The organism is Paenibacillus sp. FSL F4-0243, from assembly GCF_037963295.1.
GTDB lineage: Bacteria > Bacillota > Bacilli > Paenibacillales > Paenibacillaceae > Paenibacillus_AQ.
Map to the genome: position 1 here is coordinate 5572332 of NZ_CP150151.1, position 18953 is coordinate 5591284.

The window sequence follows — 18953 nt, forward strand, 5'->3', positions numbered from 1 at the left end:
CTATCTTCCGATGGAATAATACTCCACACCAGCTTCTTTCATATCTTGAACCCCATACAAATTCCTGCCGTCATACACCAACGGCGTTCTCATTAAATCTTTATAAACTTCCGGCTCAATTGCTTTAATTTCTCCCCACTCAGTAAATACAAAACAGACATTGGCATCTTCAAGAGCTTCTTTTATGCTCTCAACATATTTGATACTTCCCTTACCGTTCCTACCTTCTGGGTACTCCTTAGAAAAATTCACTTTTCCTACAGGATCAAAAGCATAGATTTCAGCTCCCTGATTTAATAACAAAGGTATATTTTCTAGCGAAGCAGCTTCTCTTAAGTCATCGGTCCCAGGTTTAAATGTCAGTCCTAGCACTGCTACTTTTAGACCGTTAAAGGTGATAAGTCTTTTAGATGCTTTTTTAAAAAGAATTGTCTTTTGGCTAGTATTGACATCAATAGCTGCTTTAACGGTTTTAAGCTCATATCCATTTTGTCTCGCTAAGTACTCTAATGCCTTCGTATCCTTAGGAAAACAGCTACCTCCATAACCAATACCTGCATTTAAGAACTTGCTTCCAATGCGTTCATCAAACGACATTCCTCTTGATACATCCTGAATATCTGCTCCTACCAGTTCGCAAAGATTAGCAATATCGTTCATGTAAGATATTTTGAGAGCAAGAAAATCGTTAGATGCATATTTGATCATCTCTGCAGATCTTCTTTTAACAGATACAACTGGGATATTAAACGGCTCATAGATTTTCATAAGAATATCTTCTGCCCATTTGCTCTCAGTTCCAATTATGATTCTTGCTGCTTGCAGAGTGTCTCTTACAGCCGTTCCTTGCGCCAAAAATTCTGGATTAGATGCTACTTCTACTCTGATGTTTCTACCTACTCCATCACCGTTACCAGTAAGTATCTCTCCTTCACGAGGTAAAAAATCATGTATAAACTGCTGCACTTTATCATTAGTACCTACCGGAACAGTAGATTTCACTACAACAAGGCAATCTTTTTCTATTGTTTCTGCTATTTGTCTTGCTACTGTAGCAATGTATGAAAGATTAGCAGACCCATCAGGCTGCTCAGGTGTGCCAACACCTATAAATATCGCGTCGGCTTCTCTATATGCTTTTTTATAATCGGTAGTATATTCAAGTCTACCTGCTGCATAATTCTTTTGCATGAGTTCTTCTAATTCAGCTTCGTAGATTGGTGAAACACCAGATTTCATTAGTTCAACTTTGTTTTCATCGATATCAACACAAGTTACTTGGTGGCCTACTTCAGCGAAGCATACGCCTGCTACTAAGCCGACGTAGCCGGTTCCTGCTACTGCTATCTTGTACATATAGTTCCCCTTCCCTCTTAATGAGTCCTTACTAATTCTTTCATGGTTTTTATAGTGCTAATAATATCTTTACGTTTAAAGATCAGATATATTATGTAAGCTACTCCATAACTAATAACAGCAATCCAAGAATTCAGGAACCACCCTGATAATATAAATGTCATGGTTATAACTAATTCCATAACTATATCTTTGTAGATAGTTACTCCCAAAATCTTGGACAAATATATTTCTGCTATAACACTTCTAAATGCTAGGAGAAGAACTATAGATATTATTGATAAATTCAAATCTTTGAATACAAGTGTTGTAATTAGTGTAATCACTACACTAGTAATTAGAGATATCAAATTGACTTTTAACATTAGCTTTTCTTTTCTCAAGGTTTTTAGATAAGTGTTAATCAGTAGGGACATTTTCCCTTCGTAAACACACATTGGGAATACAATTGCCATATATATTAAACTTTCCCCATAATGAGGTAGCCAAGCAGATAGGACAACCTTAAATGGGTAATAAATTATCAGTATACCTAACAAAAATACCATTAAAATGGTTCTCATGTTTGAATATATTCCTGACAATTTTTTTTCATCAGTTCTCCTTAAAATCGGAAATAAAATTATTCCTACTGCATTTATAAATAACATCATAAGATTAGATACACTCAATGTAAGGGATACTTTCCCAAATGTTGATACATCCCATGAATTTTCTATACCAAACCTAACTACCCCTATAATTAGCATGCTTGCTATATTTGCAAACATTAACTTTATTCCAGCTTCAATGTTTTCTACAGTCTCTCTAAAGCTAAAATAAAAGCTGGAGATTTCACGAAATACGATATCTCTACAAATATACATTGCATATAACAGAGATACTATTATTCCAATTAAATCAGCTTCTATCATTAATTTATAATCTCTCACACCAACTAATAGAAAAACGATAATTATAAAACAATATAGTATTCTTCCAATTATTATAATATTTGCATATTCTTTAATACGATTTGTGGCTTGTAGAATATATAACAACATAAGCCTAATATTCCCAAAAAACATACATAAGGCTATCATTTGGAAAATAAATATCCTATCAGTATTTAAATTAAGGAGCGCAGAGATAGAAAGTATTATAAGAACTATCAAAAGCTGCATTATAAGCAGCATGTAGAACTGTGAGAAAAACGTCCGCTTATTTAATTCTGTATACTCCTTCCCCCCATATCGCAAATAGATGCCGTCGTTCCAGCCAAAATGTAAAAAGCCAACATAAGAAGAATAAAATAAATACAATTGCCAGTAGCCATATTCTTCAATTCCAATCAGCTTTGGTACTATTAATATCATTAAGGTTGAAACTATAAGGGAGACCAAGTTTGAAGTTATAGCATACGAAAAATTTCTCAAAAAATTAACTACTTTACTATTCAATGCTTTAACCTCAACATTCTTTTATTTATTTCCACGCATATTTAAACAGCAGATTAACAGAACATTTCAACAAGAAATCAAAAATATACATTAAGGATTTCATTATGTAGCAATAAGTTATATATTATTACACTTGTCGATTTTTATTCACTTTACTCTTCATTTTCTTGCAAGGCCTCTCTTACTGCTTCTAACATTTTGTAATTATGTAGTTCATCAGGTTCTAGATAACCACCTTCACCCCATTCATTCCATGCAAAAACAAAGAGCATATCTTTTTGATATACTTCTTTGGTTCGTCTTATTTGTTCAGAAAGGTATTTTTTAAATTTTCCTGGTGTTACTCCTAAACTAACACTCCCCCTATTTTTACGCCTAGGTGAATCATCCCAATCAACAAAAGCACCGGGGATAGATTTATTACTTAAGGGTTGCTGGTTAAGAATACATTTCCATACTTTATCGTAATCATAGGTAAGCGTTGTCCACCTTGACCGAAGGATAGGAATTGCATCAGCGATTCTATTAGTTGTTCTTTTAATAATAGAACTTGATGATTTATTTATAACTTCTAGAGCACGAGATGGTTGGTATTCTATACCATAATCAAACATATTTGATGTTGGTGTATCAACAGTCGCATATGCATTTTCTTGATACGAGTATGAGATCCCATTCAAGCCATTTTCAAGAGCTAACTGATTCCATAAGGAAAGCATTTCTTCAAGTCGGTCAATAGATGATGGATTATAAATCACAAGCATGGGTTTTTCATTATTTTTTATATATCGATCATCTTTAAAGAATGGCAAAAAATAATTAAAATGATTTTCCCAGTCCTCTTTATCTCCATAAGTTTGTTCTAAAAGAACAGTTTTATGTTTATTAGCCCAAGTTCTTCTCCAAGTATGATTAGCCCAGCAAAAACAAAAAGGTAATTCAATACTTTTGTCCTGTAACATGATTTCCGCTGGTTTTTCTAATAACAAATGCCCTTCAAACCAATAGTGATAATAGCAAAAACCATAAATTCCATATTCTTTCGCAAGATCAGCTTGCCATTTTAATGATTTGGAATCGGTCAAATCATAATAGTTTTTGTTAAGTGGAATTCTAGGTTGCTGATGTCCTTTAAATCTTGGAATGCTATTTTTCACATTAACCCATTCAGTAAATCCTTTACCCCACCACTCATTATTCTCTGTAACTTCATGATATTGTGGCAAATAAAAAGATATTATCTTCATTTTTCCTCCTTCTTAAGCATCATATATATACCATAAACTGCACTCATGAAAACATTTACTTTACCCTGTTTTGTTGGATACTGCAGGTAAGAAATATTTAAGTCAAGATTTCAAGAAAATAATTTCTGAGTACACCTTAATTGAAATTTCCAGCACCTTTCAAATGCCCCCCAAATAAATCTCCTTATGATTCTAAATAAAATATTATTTCATCCGTGCTGAGCTAAGCTGGATAGCACCGAATGTAAGTTTATATCCTTTTTTTCACAAAACTACAATCAAAGATCCCCCTGCACGAGAAGGCCTAAGTTCAGTAAAAAAGCAACTAAGAAATTTCAGGAAGTTACAATTTTTTTGTCAAAAGCACACAAAACTTATGTGAATCCCTAAAAGTAATATATTGCACTTCCTAACTGTGAATATAACTTTTAAAAACATAATTCAAAAAAATATTCATATTGTCCCTTTTGTTTTATCGATACCACTTCCAACTTAGAAATAATGCTAATGGAAATGCAATGATTGCTATCCACTTATATGGTGCATTTCGTAATGGGTGTTTCTCTTCACTTAATATACAACCAATTAAATATTTGATTGTATTCACAAACCTAGTTTTAAAGGATTTAGAAAAAAATGTTGCTTGTCTCTTAAGAACCATGTAACTCTTTGGATTATCTTTTGTTAATTTCCTAACATCACTTGAATAGCCGTCAGGTAGGTATTCACATATATAAACGATTTCATTCAGAATAAATAAATTGTAGAGTTGATCTATTTGAAGATAAACATATCCTTCACCGATAAACTTTTCCCCTTCAGCAACAAAAAATGGAAACCGTTTCAGAATATCCGTACGAAATAGCAAAGCTGTATCACCTTTAAAACCATATTTTTCATATAAATCATTTAAAGGAGCTAGTTTCAATTCTTGAGGCATTGAAGTTCCTATTGGCATTCCTTTATTTATACCCTTTAACGCTACAATACCACTAATTATCTTTTTATCATCAATACTATCCCAGGTACTAATAAATCTTTCTATAGCATTATCGACTAGAAAATCGTCAGAATCCATACAAATAAATAGCTCTGAATTACAAAGTTCAACTCCTTTATTGTGAGCTCTCTGTTTCCCACCATTATTCTGTTTATAATACTTTATTTCTATAAGTCCCTCCGAAATCCATTTATTCACAAGATCTTCAGTATCATCAGTAGATCCATCATCAATAATAAGCCAAATGAATAACTTATTTGTCTGTCTTTTCAAACTTTCATAACACCGGTTTAATATATAAGCACGGTTATATGTTGGGGTAAACACAGTAATCCGCTTATTTTCAACCATAATTGTCTTCCTTTCAATTCTTTAAATAAAATTCTTCTAACCATTTAGTCGTTTCTCTGATATCATATCCACTAACTTTAATTTTTTCATAGGTATCCTGCTTTTCATATCCGTAAGAATAATTCAATACTTTGTCAGCCCAGATTTCCGCCGGCGAATTCAGCGATAATTTTTCGATTAAATTTGTGATAAACGCTTCTTTAGGTATAGTATCTGCCACAATACTGTGTAGCCCTGCTGCTTGTGCTTCAATCAAAACCATTCCTAATCCTTCAAATACAGATGGAAACACAAAAACATCCATTGCTTGTAGTAATTCTGATATGTCAGAACGAACTCCTAAAAAAATAATATTATCTTGTAATCCTAACTCAATTGCTTTCTTCTCAATCTTAATGCGAAGTTCTCCATCACCAACTAGCAACAAAACAGCATTATTTTTTTTAGAGTGTACCTTCGAAAAAATATCTATTAAGAACTCATGATTCTTTTGTTTATTAAATCTGCCTATGTGACCTATTACAAACTTATCTACCAATCCTAGTTCTTTTTTAACCCTAATTCCGATTTCTTCATTATATTTATAATCAAATGAATTTATTGAATTATTGATCACCTTAAAGTTTTTCATTGTGATTGCAGAAGTACCATATAACCATTTTCCTGCCATTTCGGAACACGCAAAGTTGTGTGTAGAGTACATTTTCAACTTTGAGCGTGTATAGATTCTGAAAGGCGTTTTTAGATCTAATGGGACATTTGCGATATGACTATGTGCAATTCGAACTGGTATACCTGAACGCATCGCAGAACGTAGTGGGTACATACTATATGTGTTTATGTGTGACTGAATTACACGATATTCCTTATGTTGGTTGAAAAAGACCTCTAACGCATTTAGATAATTCATATGCTTTAAAGGATTAATAGGGGGAATTGAATATATCTTCCCACCAAGATCCATGATTTCTTTATCATAAAATCCTTTTTCACTTCTGTGAGTCAAGAAATCAAATTGAATTTTATCCCTATTGATATTTCTATAAAAATTCATTAATAAAGTCTCGATTCCAGCGGCATCCATTTTTGTGACAACATGTAAAATTCTGGTTTTCTCCATTAATCTTATGCCTCTCTAACTCCAGGCAGAATAAACTTCTCACCTAATTCGTAGTCAAACTTATCAGGAGTAAAGCTCACATATCCTGTCCACGGATAGAATGTTAATTCTCCAAAATACACTCTTCCATTAACCCAATATAAATCTACCCTCACACAAGGGAAATCAACTGCAAGTATATTTGCAATCCTCAACATCTCATCCAAACCCTCTGGTTTTGGGACACTGTCCCCAAAACTCGCATGATCAGTATTGACATCTATATACTTCCAATTTATATCATAAATATTTCTTTTATGATTTACTTGCCGATCAACATCAAGTACAACATACTCCGCTTTACCATTGAAACAAAGGAATTTGTAATCATTGATTCCATCAAAAAAGTTGTTTTCTTCCTCTAAATATTCTTCAACAATAATTCGCGGTACTATATTTTTATATGACCACTCACGACCAGACGAAAAGTTATCTCTCTTCATCCATTTAGTTAAAGATCTCTTTGTATCTTCAAGTAAAAATGTTGTTTTATCTTTACAAAAAAAATTAGTCCCACTCCCATTTGTTGTTTTCATTACAAATTTTTGTGGCAATGTATCAATGTTAATTTCATCAACAGTATTATAAATAGCATATACCTTATTCAAAATATGATTTAAACCTTTAGATTCGATATATTCTCTAACACTATATTTATCAGCACATTGTGTCATCAAAGGATTTCTGTAATTCAACTTATACCATTGAAGTTTTTCAGTATAACGGATTGGGTTTTTCAGATTGAGTTTTCTTCGCATTTTCATTTTGTATTGTAGCTTGATCATTGTTGAATCCGGTACTTTCCTCAGTAAGTGTAAAATTTTAATTCGCGCTTCTTGACTCTTTATAATTTTTTTGTAATCCAAACCAAATCACCTCTGTGCTCTTTTTATTTCTTCAACATAGGCATTTATTACAATTTGTCTATCAAACTCATTCTCAACTTTTTTTCTAGCAGCCATTCCCATTTTAATTTTATCTTCTAAACTGATAGCTAGAAATAACTCTATCTTCTCAATCAAGTCCTTACTATTCTGTTGCTCTACAATAAATCCATTAACTCCATCATCAACAATTTCACGACAACCACTTCTATTCGTTGTGATTACCGGTCTGCCACTAGCGGCACTTTCGAGTAGTACATTTGACATTCCTTCTGGATAATAAGTGGGATGTATAGTACAGTGCGTTTTCTCTAGGATAATCCTAATATCGCGCTGCATTCCATGATAATAAACAATCCCTTTTTCTTGCATTTGTTTTAACTTTTCCTCATAAGCCTCTTCACAAAATCCACATACATGAAACCTTGTATTTGGATACTTATTTCTTATGTATTCTGCAGCCTCTAAATATTGATCAATACCTTTTTCTTTCATAATTCTTGAAATAAATACGAATTCTATCGTTTCATCAGATGGATAATCTAAAACCTGAAAATGTTCTAGATTAACACCTGAACCTGGGATTAATCTATGTCTATCCAACACAATGTTGTTATCAACAAAAAATTGCATATTCTCTGTATTTTGAAAAAATAAACAATTAATCTTCTTAAAAGCAATTTTATAAAGATTGATTGTAATCTTCTGCATAATTCCTGCGTTTTCTACTGCTGTACCCAATCCTGTAATATTAGCTATATATGGAACATTCAGAGATTTACAAGCCATTCCACCATAAATATTTGGTTTAATAGTGTATGAAAGGACCATTTTAGGATTTACATCTCTTATTATTCTCTTGTAATAAGAGATTAGCTTTAACTCCTTAAACACATTTGTACCATGACGTTCTATCGAAGCTTCAATGTACACACATCCCATAGCAACTAAATCATCTATGCGTTCACCATAAGGTGAGGATATATAGACTTCATATCCTTCATGCAAGAGACGTTCGACAAGTTCTCGTCTGAAATTATAAATAACAACATCATGATTAACCAATATAAGAACCTTTTTCATCTCTAACTCTTCTCCACTTCTGTGACTGCAATTGATTCTTTCAAACCTCTGATCCTGTAGTTTTCTTTATAAGTAGACATACTTTGCTCATACACTAAATTACCGAATGCCTTATTCACTGTACCTACAAAATTCCCCATACATCTAAGTAATGGATTAAATACTTTTATGAGTTTTATATTTTCCTTATGAATCTCTGAGATTAATCTAACCATTTCAGCTGTTTTTACATACTCAGCATTCTGAGGAAAATACAATCCTTGTTCATTATTCTTAATCATCAGCTTAATAAATTCACAAAGATTATCTATATGAAGCATACTTCTTTCATTGTCGATGTCAGGAAATAGTGGTAATTTACGTGCAAAACTCGCCAATTTTGGATAATTTCCTTTAGAACCCTTACCATAAATCATAGGTGGTCTAATTATAACTACTTTGAAATCATCACTTTCTAAAAGTGAGATCCCTAGCTCTGCTTGGAGCTTACTATTCCCATAAAAATTAGATGGTTGAGGTATAGTGTTTCTATCTATGATCCGTTTCTTGTTAATATGGCTACTATCGCCATAAACGATAATGCTGCTAGTAAAAACAAACTGCTTAACATGTTCTTTCTTTGCTTTTTCTGCAACTTCAATCGCCAAATCGCGATTAATTTTATAATATTGTTGCTCCATGCTTGGATCCGTAGATACATGAGCGATCCCGGCAACATGGAGCACTACATCATAGATCGAGAAATCATGTTCTTTCCACTGTGTGCCTCTTACCGAAAGCTCCACAACTTCATATTGATCTGGCCATTGTTCCAGCCACTTAATAAAATTGGTACCAACGTAACTCCCTTTACCAGTAATTAATATCTTTCGTTTGCTCATTTTATAAGGTTACCCCTTTAGTAGAAGACACTTCCTGTTTTGTTGTTCCTTCTTTTACACCATCCGATTTCAGAACACTTAGGATCGTCATAAAAAATACTTTTATATCAAACATAAAAGAAAGACCTGCAACATACTCCCCATCAAGCCTAGCCTTAATATCAATCTCTAGCTCATCCCGACCATTAATCTGTGCCCACCCAGTCAGTCCAGGTTTGATATCATTTGCCCCGTACTTATCACGTTCAGCTATCAAATCATACTGATTCCACAACGCAGGGCGAGGTCCAACGATACTCATTTCACCTTTGAGGATATTAATAATCTGAGGTAGTTCGTCCAAGCTTGTTTTTCTTAGGAACTTACCTACTTTAGTAATAAAGAAATCCGGATCCTTCAATAGATGAGTTGGCATATCATTAGGAGTGTCCGTTCGCATGGTTCTAAATTTAAGGATGTAGAATTCCGATTTATTTTTACCTAATCGCTTTTGTTTAAATAAGATAGGGCCTTTTGAGCTTGTCTTAATCGCAATCGCAATGATCAAGAAAACCGGCCATAACACTAACATTCCGATTAAAGCCAGCAGAAAATCAATGGTTTGTTTCACGTAAACATAAGGTCTCATAAATTCACCTGATCCTTTAAGTTACTATTTTCTATCTATGTAATCTATGTACATAATCTCTATGTCAAAGACATAGAGATTATCGTCTTATCTTGTTTAGTTAGCCATTCCCTCAGCCAAATCTTTACCCAACTGAAGCTGCGATTCAAATTCACTTCTATATTGACTTATGATAGCCGTACTATAGCCATTACTGTTCAGTTTTTGTTCAGTGTCGGCAACTATACTATTGAAGCTAGCAGTAAACGCTGAAAGTTGTTGTACACCTTTAGCCTTAATACTCTTTTTACTCGCTTCATCTTTTGCTCCGAGATACTCTAACGCAATACTCATTAATGTCGATTGGCTTTGATCTTTAAGCGCAGTAAGTTTGGCTTCCGCTTCACTAGTAATGGTCTCATACGATACCTTTCCAGTTCCGGCAGCACCTCCTGCTGCACCACCTGTTGAATCGGTTGGTACTGGTGTCGCTACTGGAGATGGATCCTTAGTGCCAACTTGCTCTTGATACGCCTTAGAAGCAGCAGTAATGGTCTTCGTCTTCTGATCCCAACTAATGTTATGACCTACAGATTCCGATAAAAAACGTAGGGGTACATATAAGGAGCCATTCAAGATAAAGCTGGATTGCCCCGTAGGTAACGCCTTGGTTGCACCGTTAAATACATAACTTGCCTTAACTTGATTGAGTACAAGATTCTTAGATACTGCTGAAGCACTATTCCCGTTTGTTGCATTCATTAGATACTCTTTAATCACTACTAGTTCTGAGCTGTTAGACTCTGCTACAGTAACCTTAACGTTCTTAGCATCCCAGCTTACACTCTTCTGCAAGGCATACGACATAAACCGTAATGGAACATAGGTTGTATTGTTATACATAAACACGTACTGCCCTACTGGTGGTTGAATACTAACACCGTCAAAAATCATCTTTACATTCATACTTTGTACTTGGACCGTAGCTGTTGCTACCTTAGTTGTTGCATTTGGTACCGCTGCTGCTGCTGATACGGAAATAGGAGCGGATGCCGTTAAGGGTGCTAACCCTATTGATGCTATTAACGATAGAGCTATGACTGGTAGCGTTGCTTTAGACATACTTATTCACTTCCCTTTTCTTTCGCTTTTAATTGCTCTTCTTCTTTAAGAATTTGATCACGTGTCTTCCCTTGACTCACACCGTACTTCTTAGCAACCTGTGAAAGCTCATTGTACTGTTCTTCGGATACTTTACCGAGGATGATACTGCGTGCTTCCCGTTTCTCGTCAATGGTTAAGCCACCTTTGGCCAAATCTTTTAGACGATTAATATCAGATACACTTAGTTGACCGAGCACAATAGCAGCTACGTCTGCTTTATCCTTCATCGTTACATTATCCTGAATTTCTTTAGCTTTATCTGTTGAAACCTCTGCTGTATAGCCATCTGAAGAGGTATCTTTCGAATCTGTTGATGGAGCTTTCGTAGGTTCACTAGTAGTAGAAGCTGTTGTATCTTTTCCAGTTTCCCCAGTATCTTTGCTTCCCTTATCATCTATAGATGGAACAGGTGTTGCAGAAGCTACAGGTTCGACCTTACCATCTGCTACTGTATCTTCAGGTGCAGTTCCTTGATCTTGACCACCATTAACTTGATCCTCAGACTCCAGATCAAAACCATCTGCCATTGAATTCATCAGCTTATCCACAGCATAATTAGCAGCGAACACACCACCTACACCTAGAACTACAATGATTGACAGCGTCCATAAAAGGATCTTTTTCCATCGTTTGTTGAACATTTAAGTATCCCCTTTATGAATAAATTAGCTGATAGCAACTTGAGTAACGGGCTGCATCGGTACAATCTGATTAATTACTTCACGTATAACTTCTGGTTCTTCAGCAAGGACACGATCCAAGCGTTTGAATTCCAATTCTAGCTGATTCAGACTTATCACATTAGGTCTACCGATAAAGATTCTCCCGTGATCTGTAGAGCCTAAATTTTCTTCATCTGTTAACAGTTCTTCATATAACTTCTCGCCCTCACGAATACCGGAGAACTGAATATCAATATCCCTATAAGGTTCATAACCAGAGAGTGTAATCAAATCTTCCGCTAACGTTAGAATCTTTACGGGTTCTCCCATATCCAGAATGAACACTTCGCCACCTTTGGCAAAAGAACCCGACTGGATTACAAGCTGAACAGCTTCTGGAATCGTCATAAAATATCGGACCATTTCCGGATGAGTAACAGTGACTGGTCCACCAGCAGCAATCTGCTCTTTAAAGGCCGGAATTACACTTCCACGACTACCAAGCACGTTCCCAAAACGCACGGCTGAGAACTTCGTTCTACTTGTGGTATGCAGACTTTGTACATACATTTCAGCAATACGCTTAGTTGCGCCCATCACACTCGTTGGGTTAACCGCTTTATCTGAAGAGATCATTACAAATCTCTCCGCACCATATTTATCAGCACAATCCGCAACATTCCTTGTTCCGAAGACATTATTCTTAATGGCTTCGGAAGGGTTTCGCTCCATCAATGGGACGTGTTTATGTGCTGCCGCATGAAAGACAACATGTGGCTTATGGCTGCTGAATACGTCCATTATCCGACTGCGGTCCTGTACATCCGCGATTACGGTAACAATATTCAGATCAGGAAACTTCTTACGAAGCTCCATTTCAATCATATAAATGCTGTTCTCTCCGTGTCCAAGTAACATTAACTTGTCGGGACCAAATGGGGCAATCTGCCGACAGAGTTCTGAACCAATAGATCCACCAGCCCCCGTAACTAACACAGTCTTGTGGTGTACATAACCTAGAATACTGTTCAAATCGGCTATAATCGGTTCACGACCTAGTAAATCTTCAACGCTAACATCTCGCAGTTTCTTCACTGATATTTTTCCCGCGATCAGATCGTTAAGCGCCGGTATAATCTTTAGCTTGGCCCCTGTCTTCTTCGCAAGATTAATAATTTCAGAGATTTCAGTACGTGAAACGGAAGGCATAGCGATAATAATCTCATGAATTTCCCGTTCTTTCACAATAGCGGGAATCGCGTAACGATTGCCTAAGACTGGCACACCCAGTATCGACATATGATATTTATTGATACTATCATCAATGAAACCTACTAGTTTGGTATGAGCAAAAGAAGGTCCCATCATTTCCCTAGCAATTAATATTCCGCAATCGCCTGCACCTACAATAAGTGTATGGGTCTGAGTGTCTTTGTAATTGATTCGATCATTATGGAGCACTCTCCACAAGAATCGAACCCCACCTACTAACACAAGAACAGTCTCCATAGTCCGAACTTCAATTGCTAGGGGCACTCGTTCCGGCAATATAAAATATGCTGCTGCAAATGAGAGTAATGACCCTACTACAATCGCTTTTGAAACGGATATGATCTCACCAATGCTGGCATATTGCCACATTCTTCGGTATAAACCGAAATAGATCAGACTTCCACCAAACGCAACCGTTGCAATCACACCAAATTGCAGCATCTGTACAACGTAATCCTGGATAGGATGATTAGGATACCGAAACAAATAGGATGTTATAATGCTGAACCAGATGATTGCAAGGTCAATAAAGAATAAAAGAACTACTCTAGATTTCGCTGTCATTTTCAGTGCCTCCAAAAACAACATTATTGTTAAAGAACAAATCAATTTCCATAGTAGTAGTAATAGTAACCTTCGCTGGCTTTACGTTTTACATTATTGAGAACCACGCCAAGCATTTTTGCACCTACACGATCGAGATTAGCTTTAGCTTTTACAGCAATATCCCGCTTTACCTTGCCATAGCTGACAACCATAATGACACCATCACTCTTTGAAGCCATGATCTGCGCATCTGTAACCGCCAATAACGGTGGAGTATCAATAAGAATGACATCATAACGCTGGCGCAAGTCCTGCAAAAGAGTACTCATCCGATTAGAAGCCATCATTTCTGCTGGATTTGGAGGAATCGGTCCTGAGGTCATGATGGAAAGATTGGAAACACCAGAATCTTGGACAGTATCCTCAAGAACCGCCTGCTGTGACAGTAGTGAAGATAGCCCAAAACGGTTACTAAGCGAAAAAGTCTTATGTGCTGTCGGTTTCCGCAAATCCGCGTCAATCAACAATACCTTCTTATCTGCCTGTGCATAAGCCGCAGCTAAATTAGCAGAAACTGTTGATTTACCTTCTTCCGGTCCGGATGAAGTGACCATAATCACTTGAATAGTCTGATCCACAGAAGAAAAATCAATATTCGTGCGCAATGCGCGAAACGCTTCAGAGACAGGAGAGCGTGGGTTCGTAACGGTGATCAGATGGCGTTGTTTATTTGGAAGCTGTGACATGTTCGAGGTCCCCCGCCTTTCTGGATGATTGTTTCTGAGTTTGTGCGGCACCTTGTTTGCTTTCTTCTTGCCCCAATCTTGTAATCATAGCTATGGTAGGCAAACCAAGATACTTCTCAATATCAGCTTCTGTCTTCAGCGTATCGTCCATGTATTCCAGCAAGAAAGCAATCCCTAAACCAATCATCAAGGAAACGATGAAAGCTATAGCCATATTCATTAAGACATTCGGTTCTACCGGTCTTGGATCGACAAGTGGATTTACTTTGGCCTCATTTAGAATCGATACGTTCTCCACGTTAAATAGGTTAGGAATCTCATCCTTGAATACAAGTGAAATGGCATTCACGATTTCAGCGGCTCGCTGATACGAATTATCTCGAACGACAAGTGTCATCACCTGCGTATTATTGACGGAGCTCACATTAACCTTTTTCAACAGCTCTTCTGCAGTAATATTGAACTGCGGATAATCTCTCGTAACAATATCAAGGATGGCTGGAGTCTTAATAATTTCCTTATACGTATTAATCAATTGAATATTAGTATTAATCTGGTTCAAATCAAGCTGCGCTGCAGTCGATTGAGTCGGAGTCTGGTTAACAATAATCTTAGTGGATGCTTCATACACCGGATTCTTAATATACAGACTGTACACACCAGCAACACCGCACACCAAAACAACTATGCTAACAATCAGCCATAGTCTCTTCCTGACGATCTGAAAATAATCGCGAAGATCCAATTCTTGTGATGACAAGTGTAATTACCTCCAAGCTATTTCTGAAATATTTCGTTACTATATTACAGCACTTCCCTATTGGCAAAAAATTGCCCCCTCTCACCTACATGAGAGGAGGCTGTATACTATACTTTTTAATTTACTTACTTGAAGTTAATAGTACGGTAGATAATTACTGCTGCTTCAGCACGAGTTGCTGTATCGTTCGGGTTGAACTTACCAGCATTTCCGATAACCAAGTTATGATCTGCTGCAAATGCTACGCCATCTCTCAGAGATGCGCTAATCTTAGCAGCATCGGAGAATTGGCTAATTGCCGTTACATTCGTTGTTGCAGCTGGATTGATAGATTTCACTGCGCGGGAGATCATAGTTGCCATCTCTGCACGTGTGATAGTTGCATTAGGATCGAACTTGTCCGCACTGCGGCCAGTAATGATTCCTTTTTCTGCTGCAACTGCTACATATGGTGCATACCAAGCAGTTGAACTTACATCGCTAAAGCTTTGTACAGCTGAATTGTTCTCCAGATTAAGCGCACGAATCAGCATTTTAGCGAACTCTGCACGAGTCACATTGCTCTTCGGTGCGAATTTCCCTTCGCCTACGCCTTCAATCGCGCCTTTTGCAGCTACGACTTGAATTTGTTTGCCAGCCCATGCTTGTACACTAGCAATATCCGTAAAGTTTACTTTATTCTCAAGCACTGCATAGGATGAGAAAGTATCACGTGGTTCTACGATGAACTCTCCGTCAAGCACACCACCTTGGAATTGCAGGCTGCCATATACAAGCTTCGCAACGGACAGCAATTCTTTATCAAGACCATCAATGTTCTTAAGCGGAAGTTTAATAGTAATTGGTTGTTTAAATGTACTTGTTGCTACACCGTTCACGCTAAGTGCAAATTCGTAAACATCCGAAGCCAATTTCAGTTTGGTAACAGAAGTTACAACTTCTGGTTTAGCGGTAGTTACTGTCAATGCAATAGCTGTGCTGAACTGACTTACAGGAATCGTTACTGTTACACCATTGAAAGTAACCGCGATATTTGCAACACCTTTAGCTTTTGCAGCTTCAATAATTGCTTGGGAAAGCGGAACTTCAACTGTAGCAGCGCTTACCGTTCCCAGATTCAGGGTCAAAGTAAGACCTGTTTTGCCAGAATTCGCTGCAACTAGCTTATCCAATTCTTTAATTACATCGGCATCTACCAATTTTACTGTTGCTTTACCGTCAACAACACTTACTAGCTTGGATACGTCGTAGATTCCTGGAGTTGGAGCAGGAGTTACAGGAGTTGTAACATTTCCATTCCCACCATTGCTACCACCATTGCCGTTGCCGTTACCATTATCGCCCAATCCATAAGCTTTAACGTAAGCAAGTGCAAGTGACTTCGCCGCAGGCTTCGCGGATTTAATCGTATTATTCAGGTTCTTCAATGTTTGCTTCACATCACCAGCAGTAACTCCAAGATTTTGCAACGCTTGGCTTACTGTAAGAGCTCCTGCTCCTGTAGTGTGGCTCAATACTTTCGCAATAGCTTCATCCAACAAAGTATCGTAACCAGATTCAGATGTGAGAATTTCCAACAACTCTGCAGTTGTCTTGCTGCTAACCAGTGTACGAAGTTCTGTTTCTACACTGATTAAGAATTCAGAAACACTATCTACAGTAAGACCAGACACACCCGCTTTAGTTGCAATTTTGCTCAGCAGGGCAATGTTTTTGTCGTCGTTACGAATAATTTGAATTCCAGAGAAATCGTTTCCATAGACATCATATACTACACTAGTAACGCTTTGGAACAATTTAAGTGATGTCTTTGTTTCTACTTCATCCAATGAAAGCTTGTTCAAGACTGGAGCAAAAATTTCTACGAATTCTGCCTCACTCAGTGCTGCAACCTCAGTCTTCAAATTGTAGAGATAGACTGCATCTGTTGCGGATAATTGTTTGTAAACAGCAATAACCTTATCCTTAACTGCTGTACTACTACTAACTGTAGCAGCATATGCTGTACCCACTGCTCCAAGGCTACCCAACGGAAGACCCGCTACGGATGCTGCTACCATACTTGCTGCCAATGTTGATACTACTAGTTTCTTTTTCAAAGTCACTAAATATCCACCTCTTTATATGTATTTAAATTCTTTTGTTACTATAGTCCTATACTATTTCACCTTATGTCTACACTATTACGTATTTCAACGATTCACCCAATAAAACCCATTCTACCACTATTAGGTAGATTAGTCAGCCCTTTCGGGAAAAAATCCCAAACAATTTGTGTCGATTCCCCCTTTTTTGTACGTGATTACCACGAATAACCTCTCCATTTGCCACAATTTGCTGAGAGTTCTCGCGCATATAGTCGCGCATCTCAGGACCTAATTGTTTCTCTAAAACCACATAAGCAGCATTTAATCCAAAAGGACGATGAACACTGTCATGTGCATCAGAGGCCAACACATGTACTGCATTTCTACGACATAACTCCAGGGATAGCTTCTGAAGTTTATTCCCGAAGACGCCTGCAAGACTTTGTGCGGTTACCTGACCAAGTGATCCCAGCTCTATCAATCTTTCTAACTTAGAAGGATCGGCAGCTACTTCAGCATTACGCTCCGGATGGGCGATGACCGGAACGAACCCTTGAATGATCAACTCGTGACAGATTTCTTCCATGTTGCGTGGGACTCGTGAAGAAGGCATTTCTAGCAAAATATACCGCGAGTCTGCAAGACTTAGCAGTTGCCCCCGCTCCAGATCATCCAGTAAATCTCCGTACACTCTGATTTCCTGACCTGGAAGAACAAGCAGTGGATTGCCATGCTGACGAAGTTTCTCATTCATCAGATCCACTGCTTCTCTTATACTAGCGGAGTTATTCATATATTGACCGTTGGCGTGATGTGGTGTGGCAATGACGGATGTAATCCCGTCCCTATAGGCGTCTTGCGCCATGGCGAGAGCGGATTCCCAATCAGTAGCTCCGTCATCCATAAAGGGTAAGATGTGGCAATGGATATCTTTCATATGTTATCTATCGGTCCCTTCACATAGAAAATTTAGTTTTACCCATAAAAAAATACAACCATTCCCAAATGGAATGGTTGCTTGATTGTAAATGAGTTCTTGTCTTATGCTTCAGTAGGTTCCTCTTGCTGAGGTTCATTTCCATCTATTTCAGCATCTTCAGAATCTGGAGAGGAGAGAACATACCCATCAATCAATCCCCAAAGTTCTTCTTTACCAAGGCCAATCTCTGAAGAGAATGGAATGAAATTATCCCCTGGCAGCACGCCAAGCTCCTGCTTCATGATCTTGATATGCTTTTGCCAGCGAGTCTTCGGAATCTTATCCGCCTTAGTCGCTACTACACACATAGGAAGATCATAATGCTTCAACCAGTCGAACATCATCTTATCATTGCTGGTCGGCGGATGACGCAGATCCACGATGAGCAGAACAAGCTTCAACGTATCGCGCTCAGATAGATATTTTTCTACCATCTTGCCCCATGTTGCACGTTGCGTCTTCGACACTTTAGCATATCCGTAACCTGGAAAGTCAACAAAATACATGCTGTCTTCATTGATACGGTAATAGTTCATATGCTGGGTCTTACCTGGAGTGGAGCTTGTCCGAGCCAGATTCTTGCGGTTAATCATTCGGTTAATGAGGGATGACTTCCCTACATTGGAGCGCCCTGCCAGAGCAACCTCTGGCAAAGCATCATCAGGGTATTGATCAGGGCCAACGGCACTGATTATAAATTCGGCAATATTAACTTTCATAGGACTTCCTT

17 protein-coding genes are annotated in these 18953 nt (G+C 37.4%); all 17 read right to left on the reverse strand.

Annotation, left to right across the window (positions count from 1 at the left end):
* Window positions 1–1356: a UDP-glucose/GDP-mannose dehydrogenase family protein gene (locus tag NSS87_RS24840; protein ID WP_339243305.1), complete on the reverse strand. Its 1356-nt coding sequence runs from the start codon at window positions 1354–1356 to the stop codon at window positions 1–3.
* A 17-nt stretch (window positions 1357–1373) separates the two neighbouring features.
* A complete protein-coding gene (locus NSS87_RS24845) occupies window positions 1374–2795 on the reverse strand; it encodes a hypothetical protein (protein ID WP_339243306.1) in 1422 nt (473 codons plus the stop codon).
* Window positions 2796–2947: 152 nt separating this feature from the next.
* Entirely contained in the window at window positions 2948–4042 is a 1095-nt protein-coding gene (locus tag NSS87_RS24850) for a glycoside hydrolase family 99-like domain-containing protein (RefSeq protein WP_339243307.1), read from the reverse strand.
* Window positions 4043–4514: 472 nt separating this feature from the next.
* Window positions 4515–5393, reverse strand: a complete 879-nt coding sequence (locus NSS87_RS24855; protein WP_339243309.1) for a glycosyltransferase family A protein — start codon at window positions 5391–5393, stop codon at window positions 4515–4517.
* 13 nt (window positions 5394–5406) lie between these two features.
* Window positions 5407–6513 (reverse strand): glycosyltransferase family 1 protein, encoded by a 1107-nt coding sequence (locus tag NSS87_RS24860; RefSeq protein ID WP_339243310.1) that lies wholly within the window; start codon window positions 6511–6513, stop codon window positions 5407–5409.
* Window positions 6514–6518: 5 nt separating this feature from the next.
* A complete protein-coding gene (locus NSS87_RS24865) occupies window positions 6519–7418 on the reverse strand; it encodes an ATP-grasp fold amidoligase family protein (protein ID WP_339243311.1) in 900 nt (299 codons plus the stop codon).
* A 6-nt stretch (window positions 7419–7424) separates the two neighbouring features.
* Window positions 7425–8519 (reverse strand): glycosyltransferase family 4 protein, encoded by a 1095-nt coding sequence (locus NSS87_RS24870; protein WP_076286470.1) that lies wholly within the window; start codon window positions 8517–8519, stop codon window positions 7425–7427.
* Between the two features lie 2 nt (window positions 8520–8521).
* Complete coding sequence (locus tag NSS87_RS24875; RefSeq protein ID WP_339243312.1) at window positions 8522–9400, reverse strand: NAD-dependent epimerase/dehydratase family protein; 879 nt, start codon at window positions 9398–9400, stop codon at window positions 8522–8524.
* A gap of 1 nt (window position 9401) precedes the next feature.
* Window positions 9402–10028, reverse strand: coding sequence for a sugar transferase (locus NSS87_RS24880; protein ID WP_076300713.1), 627 nt, complete (start codon window positions 10026–10028; stop codon window positions 9402–9404).
* A gap of 96 nt (window positions 10029–10124) precedes the next feature.
* Window positions 10125–11129, reverse strand: coding sequence for a stalk domain-containing protein (locus NSS87_RS24885; RefSeq protein WP_339243313.1), 1005 nt, complete (start codon window positions 11127–11129; stop codon window positions 10125–10127).
* Between the two features lie 2 nt (window positions 11130–11131).
* Window positions 11132–11812 (reverse strand): hypothetical protein, encoded by a 681-nt coding sequence (locus tag NSS87_RS24890; RefSeq protein WP_339243314.1) that lies wholly within the window; start codon window positions 11810–11812, stop codon window positions 11132–11134.
* A 24-nt stretch (window positions 11813–11836) separates the two neighbouring features.
* Window positions 11837–13669 (reverse strand): nucleoside-diphosphate sugar epimerase/dehydratase, encoded by a 1833-nt coding sequence (locus tag NSS87_RS24895; protein ID WP_339243315.1) that lies wholly within the window; start codon window positions 13667–13669, stop codon window positions 11837–11839.
* A gap of 41 nt (window positions 13670–13710) precedes the next feature.
* A complete protein-coding gene (locus tag NSS87_RS24900) occupies window positions 13711–14397 on the reverse strand; it encodes a CpsD/CapB family tyrosine-protein kinase (protein ID WP_339243316.1) in 687 nt (228 codons plus the stop codon).
* Window positions 14378–15157 carry a Wzz/FepE/Etk N-terminal domain-containing protein gene (locus NSS87_RS24905; protein WP_339243317.1) on the reverse strand — a complete coding sequence of 260 codons (780 nt, stop codon included), beginning with the start codon at window positions 15155–15157 and terminating at the stop codon, window positions 14378–14380. The genes NSS87_RS24900 and NSS87_RS24905 overlap by 20 nt, the downstream gene beginning before the upstream one ends.
* A 125-nt stretch (window positions 15158–15282) precedes the next feature.
* Window positions 15283–17262, reverse strand: a complete 1980-nt coding sequence (locus NSS87_RS24910; RefSeq protein ID WP_339243318.1) for an S-layer homology domain-containing protein — start codon at window positions 17260–17262, stop codon at window positions 15283–15285.
* Between the two features lie 136 nt (window positions 17263–17398).
* On the reverse strand, window positions 17399–18181 hold the full coding sequence (locus tag NSS87_RS24915) for a CpsB/CapC family capsule biosynthesis tyrosine phosphatase (protein ID WP_076300707.1): 783 nt from the start codon (window positions 18179–18181) through the stop codon (window positions 17399–17401).
* A gap of 104 nt (window positions 18182–18285) precedes the next feature.
* Window positions 18286–18942: a ribosome biogenesis GTP-binding protein YihA/YsxC gene (gene yihA, locus NSS87_RS24920; RefSeq protein WP_042191256.1), complete on the reverse strand. Its 657-nt coding sequence runs from the start codon at window positions 18940–18942 to the stop codon at window positions 18286–18288.
* Between the last annotated feature and the right edge of the window lie 11 nt (window positions 18943–18953).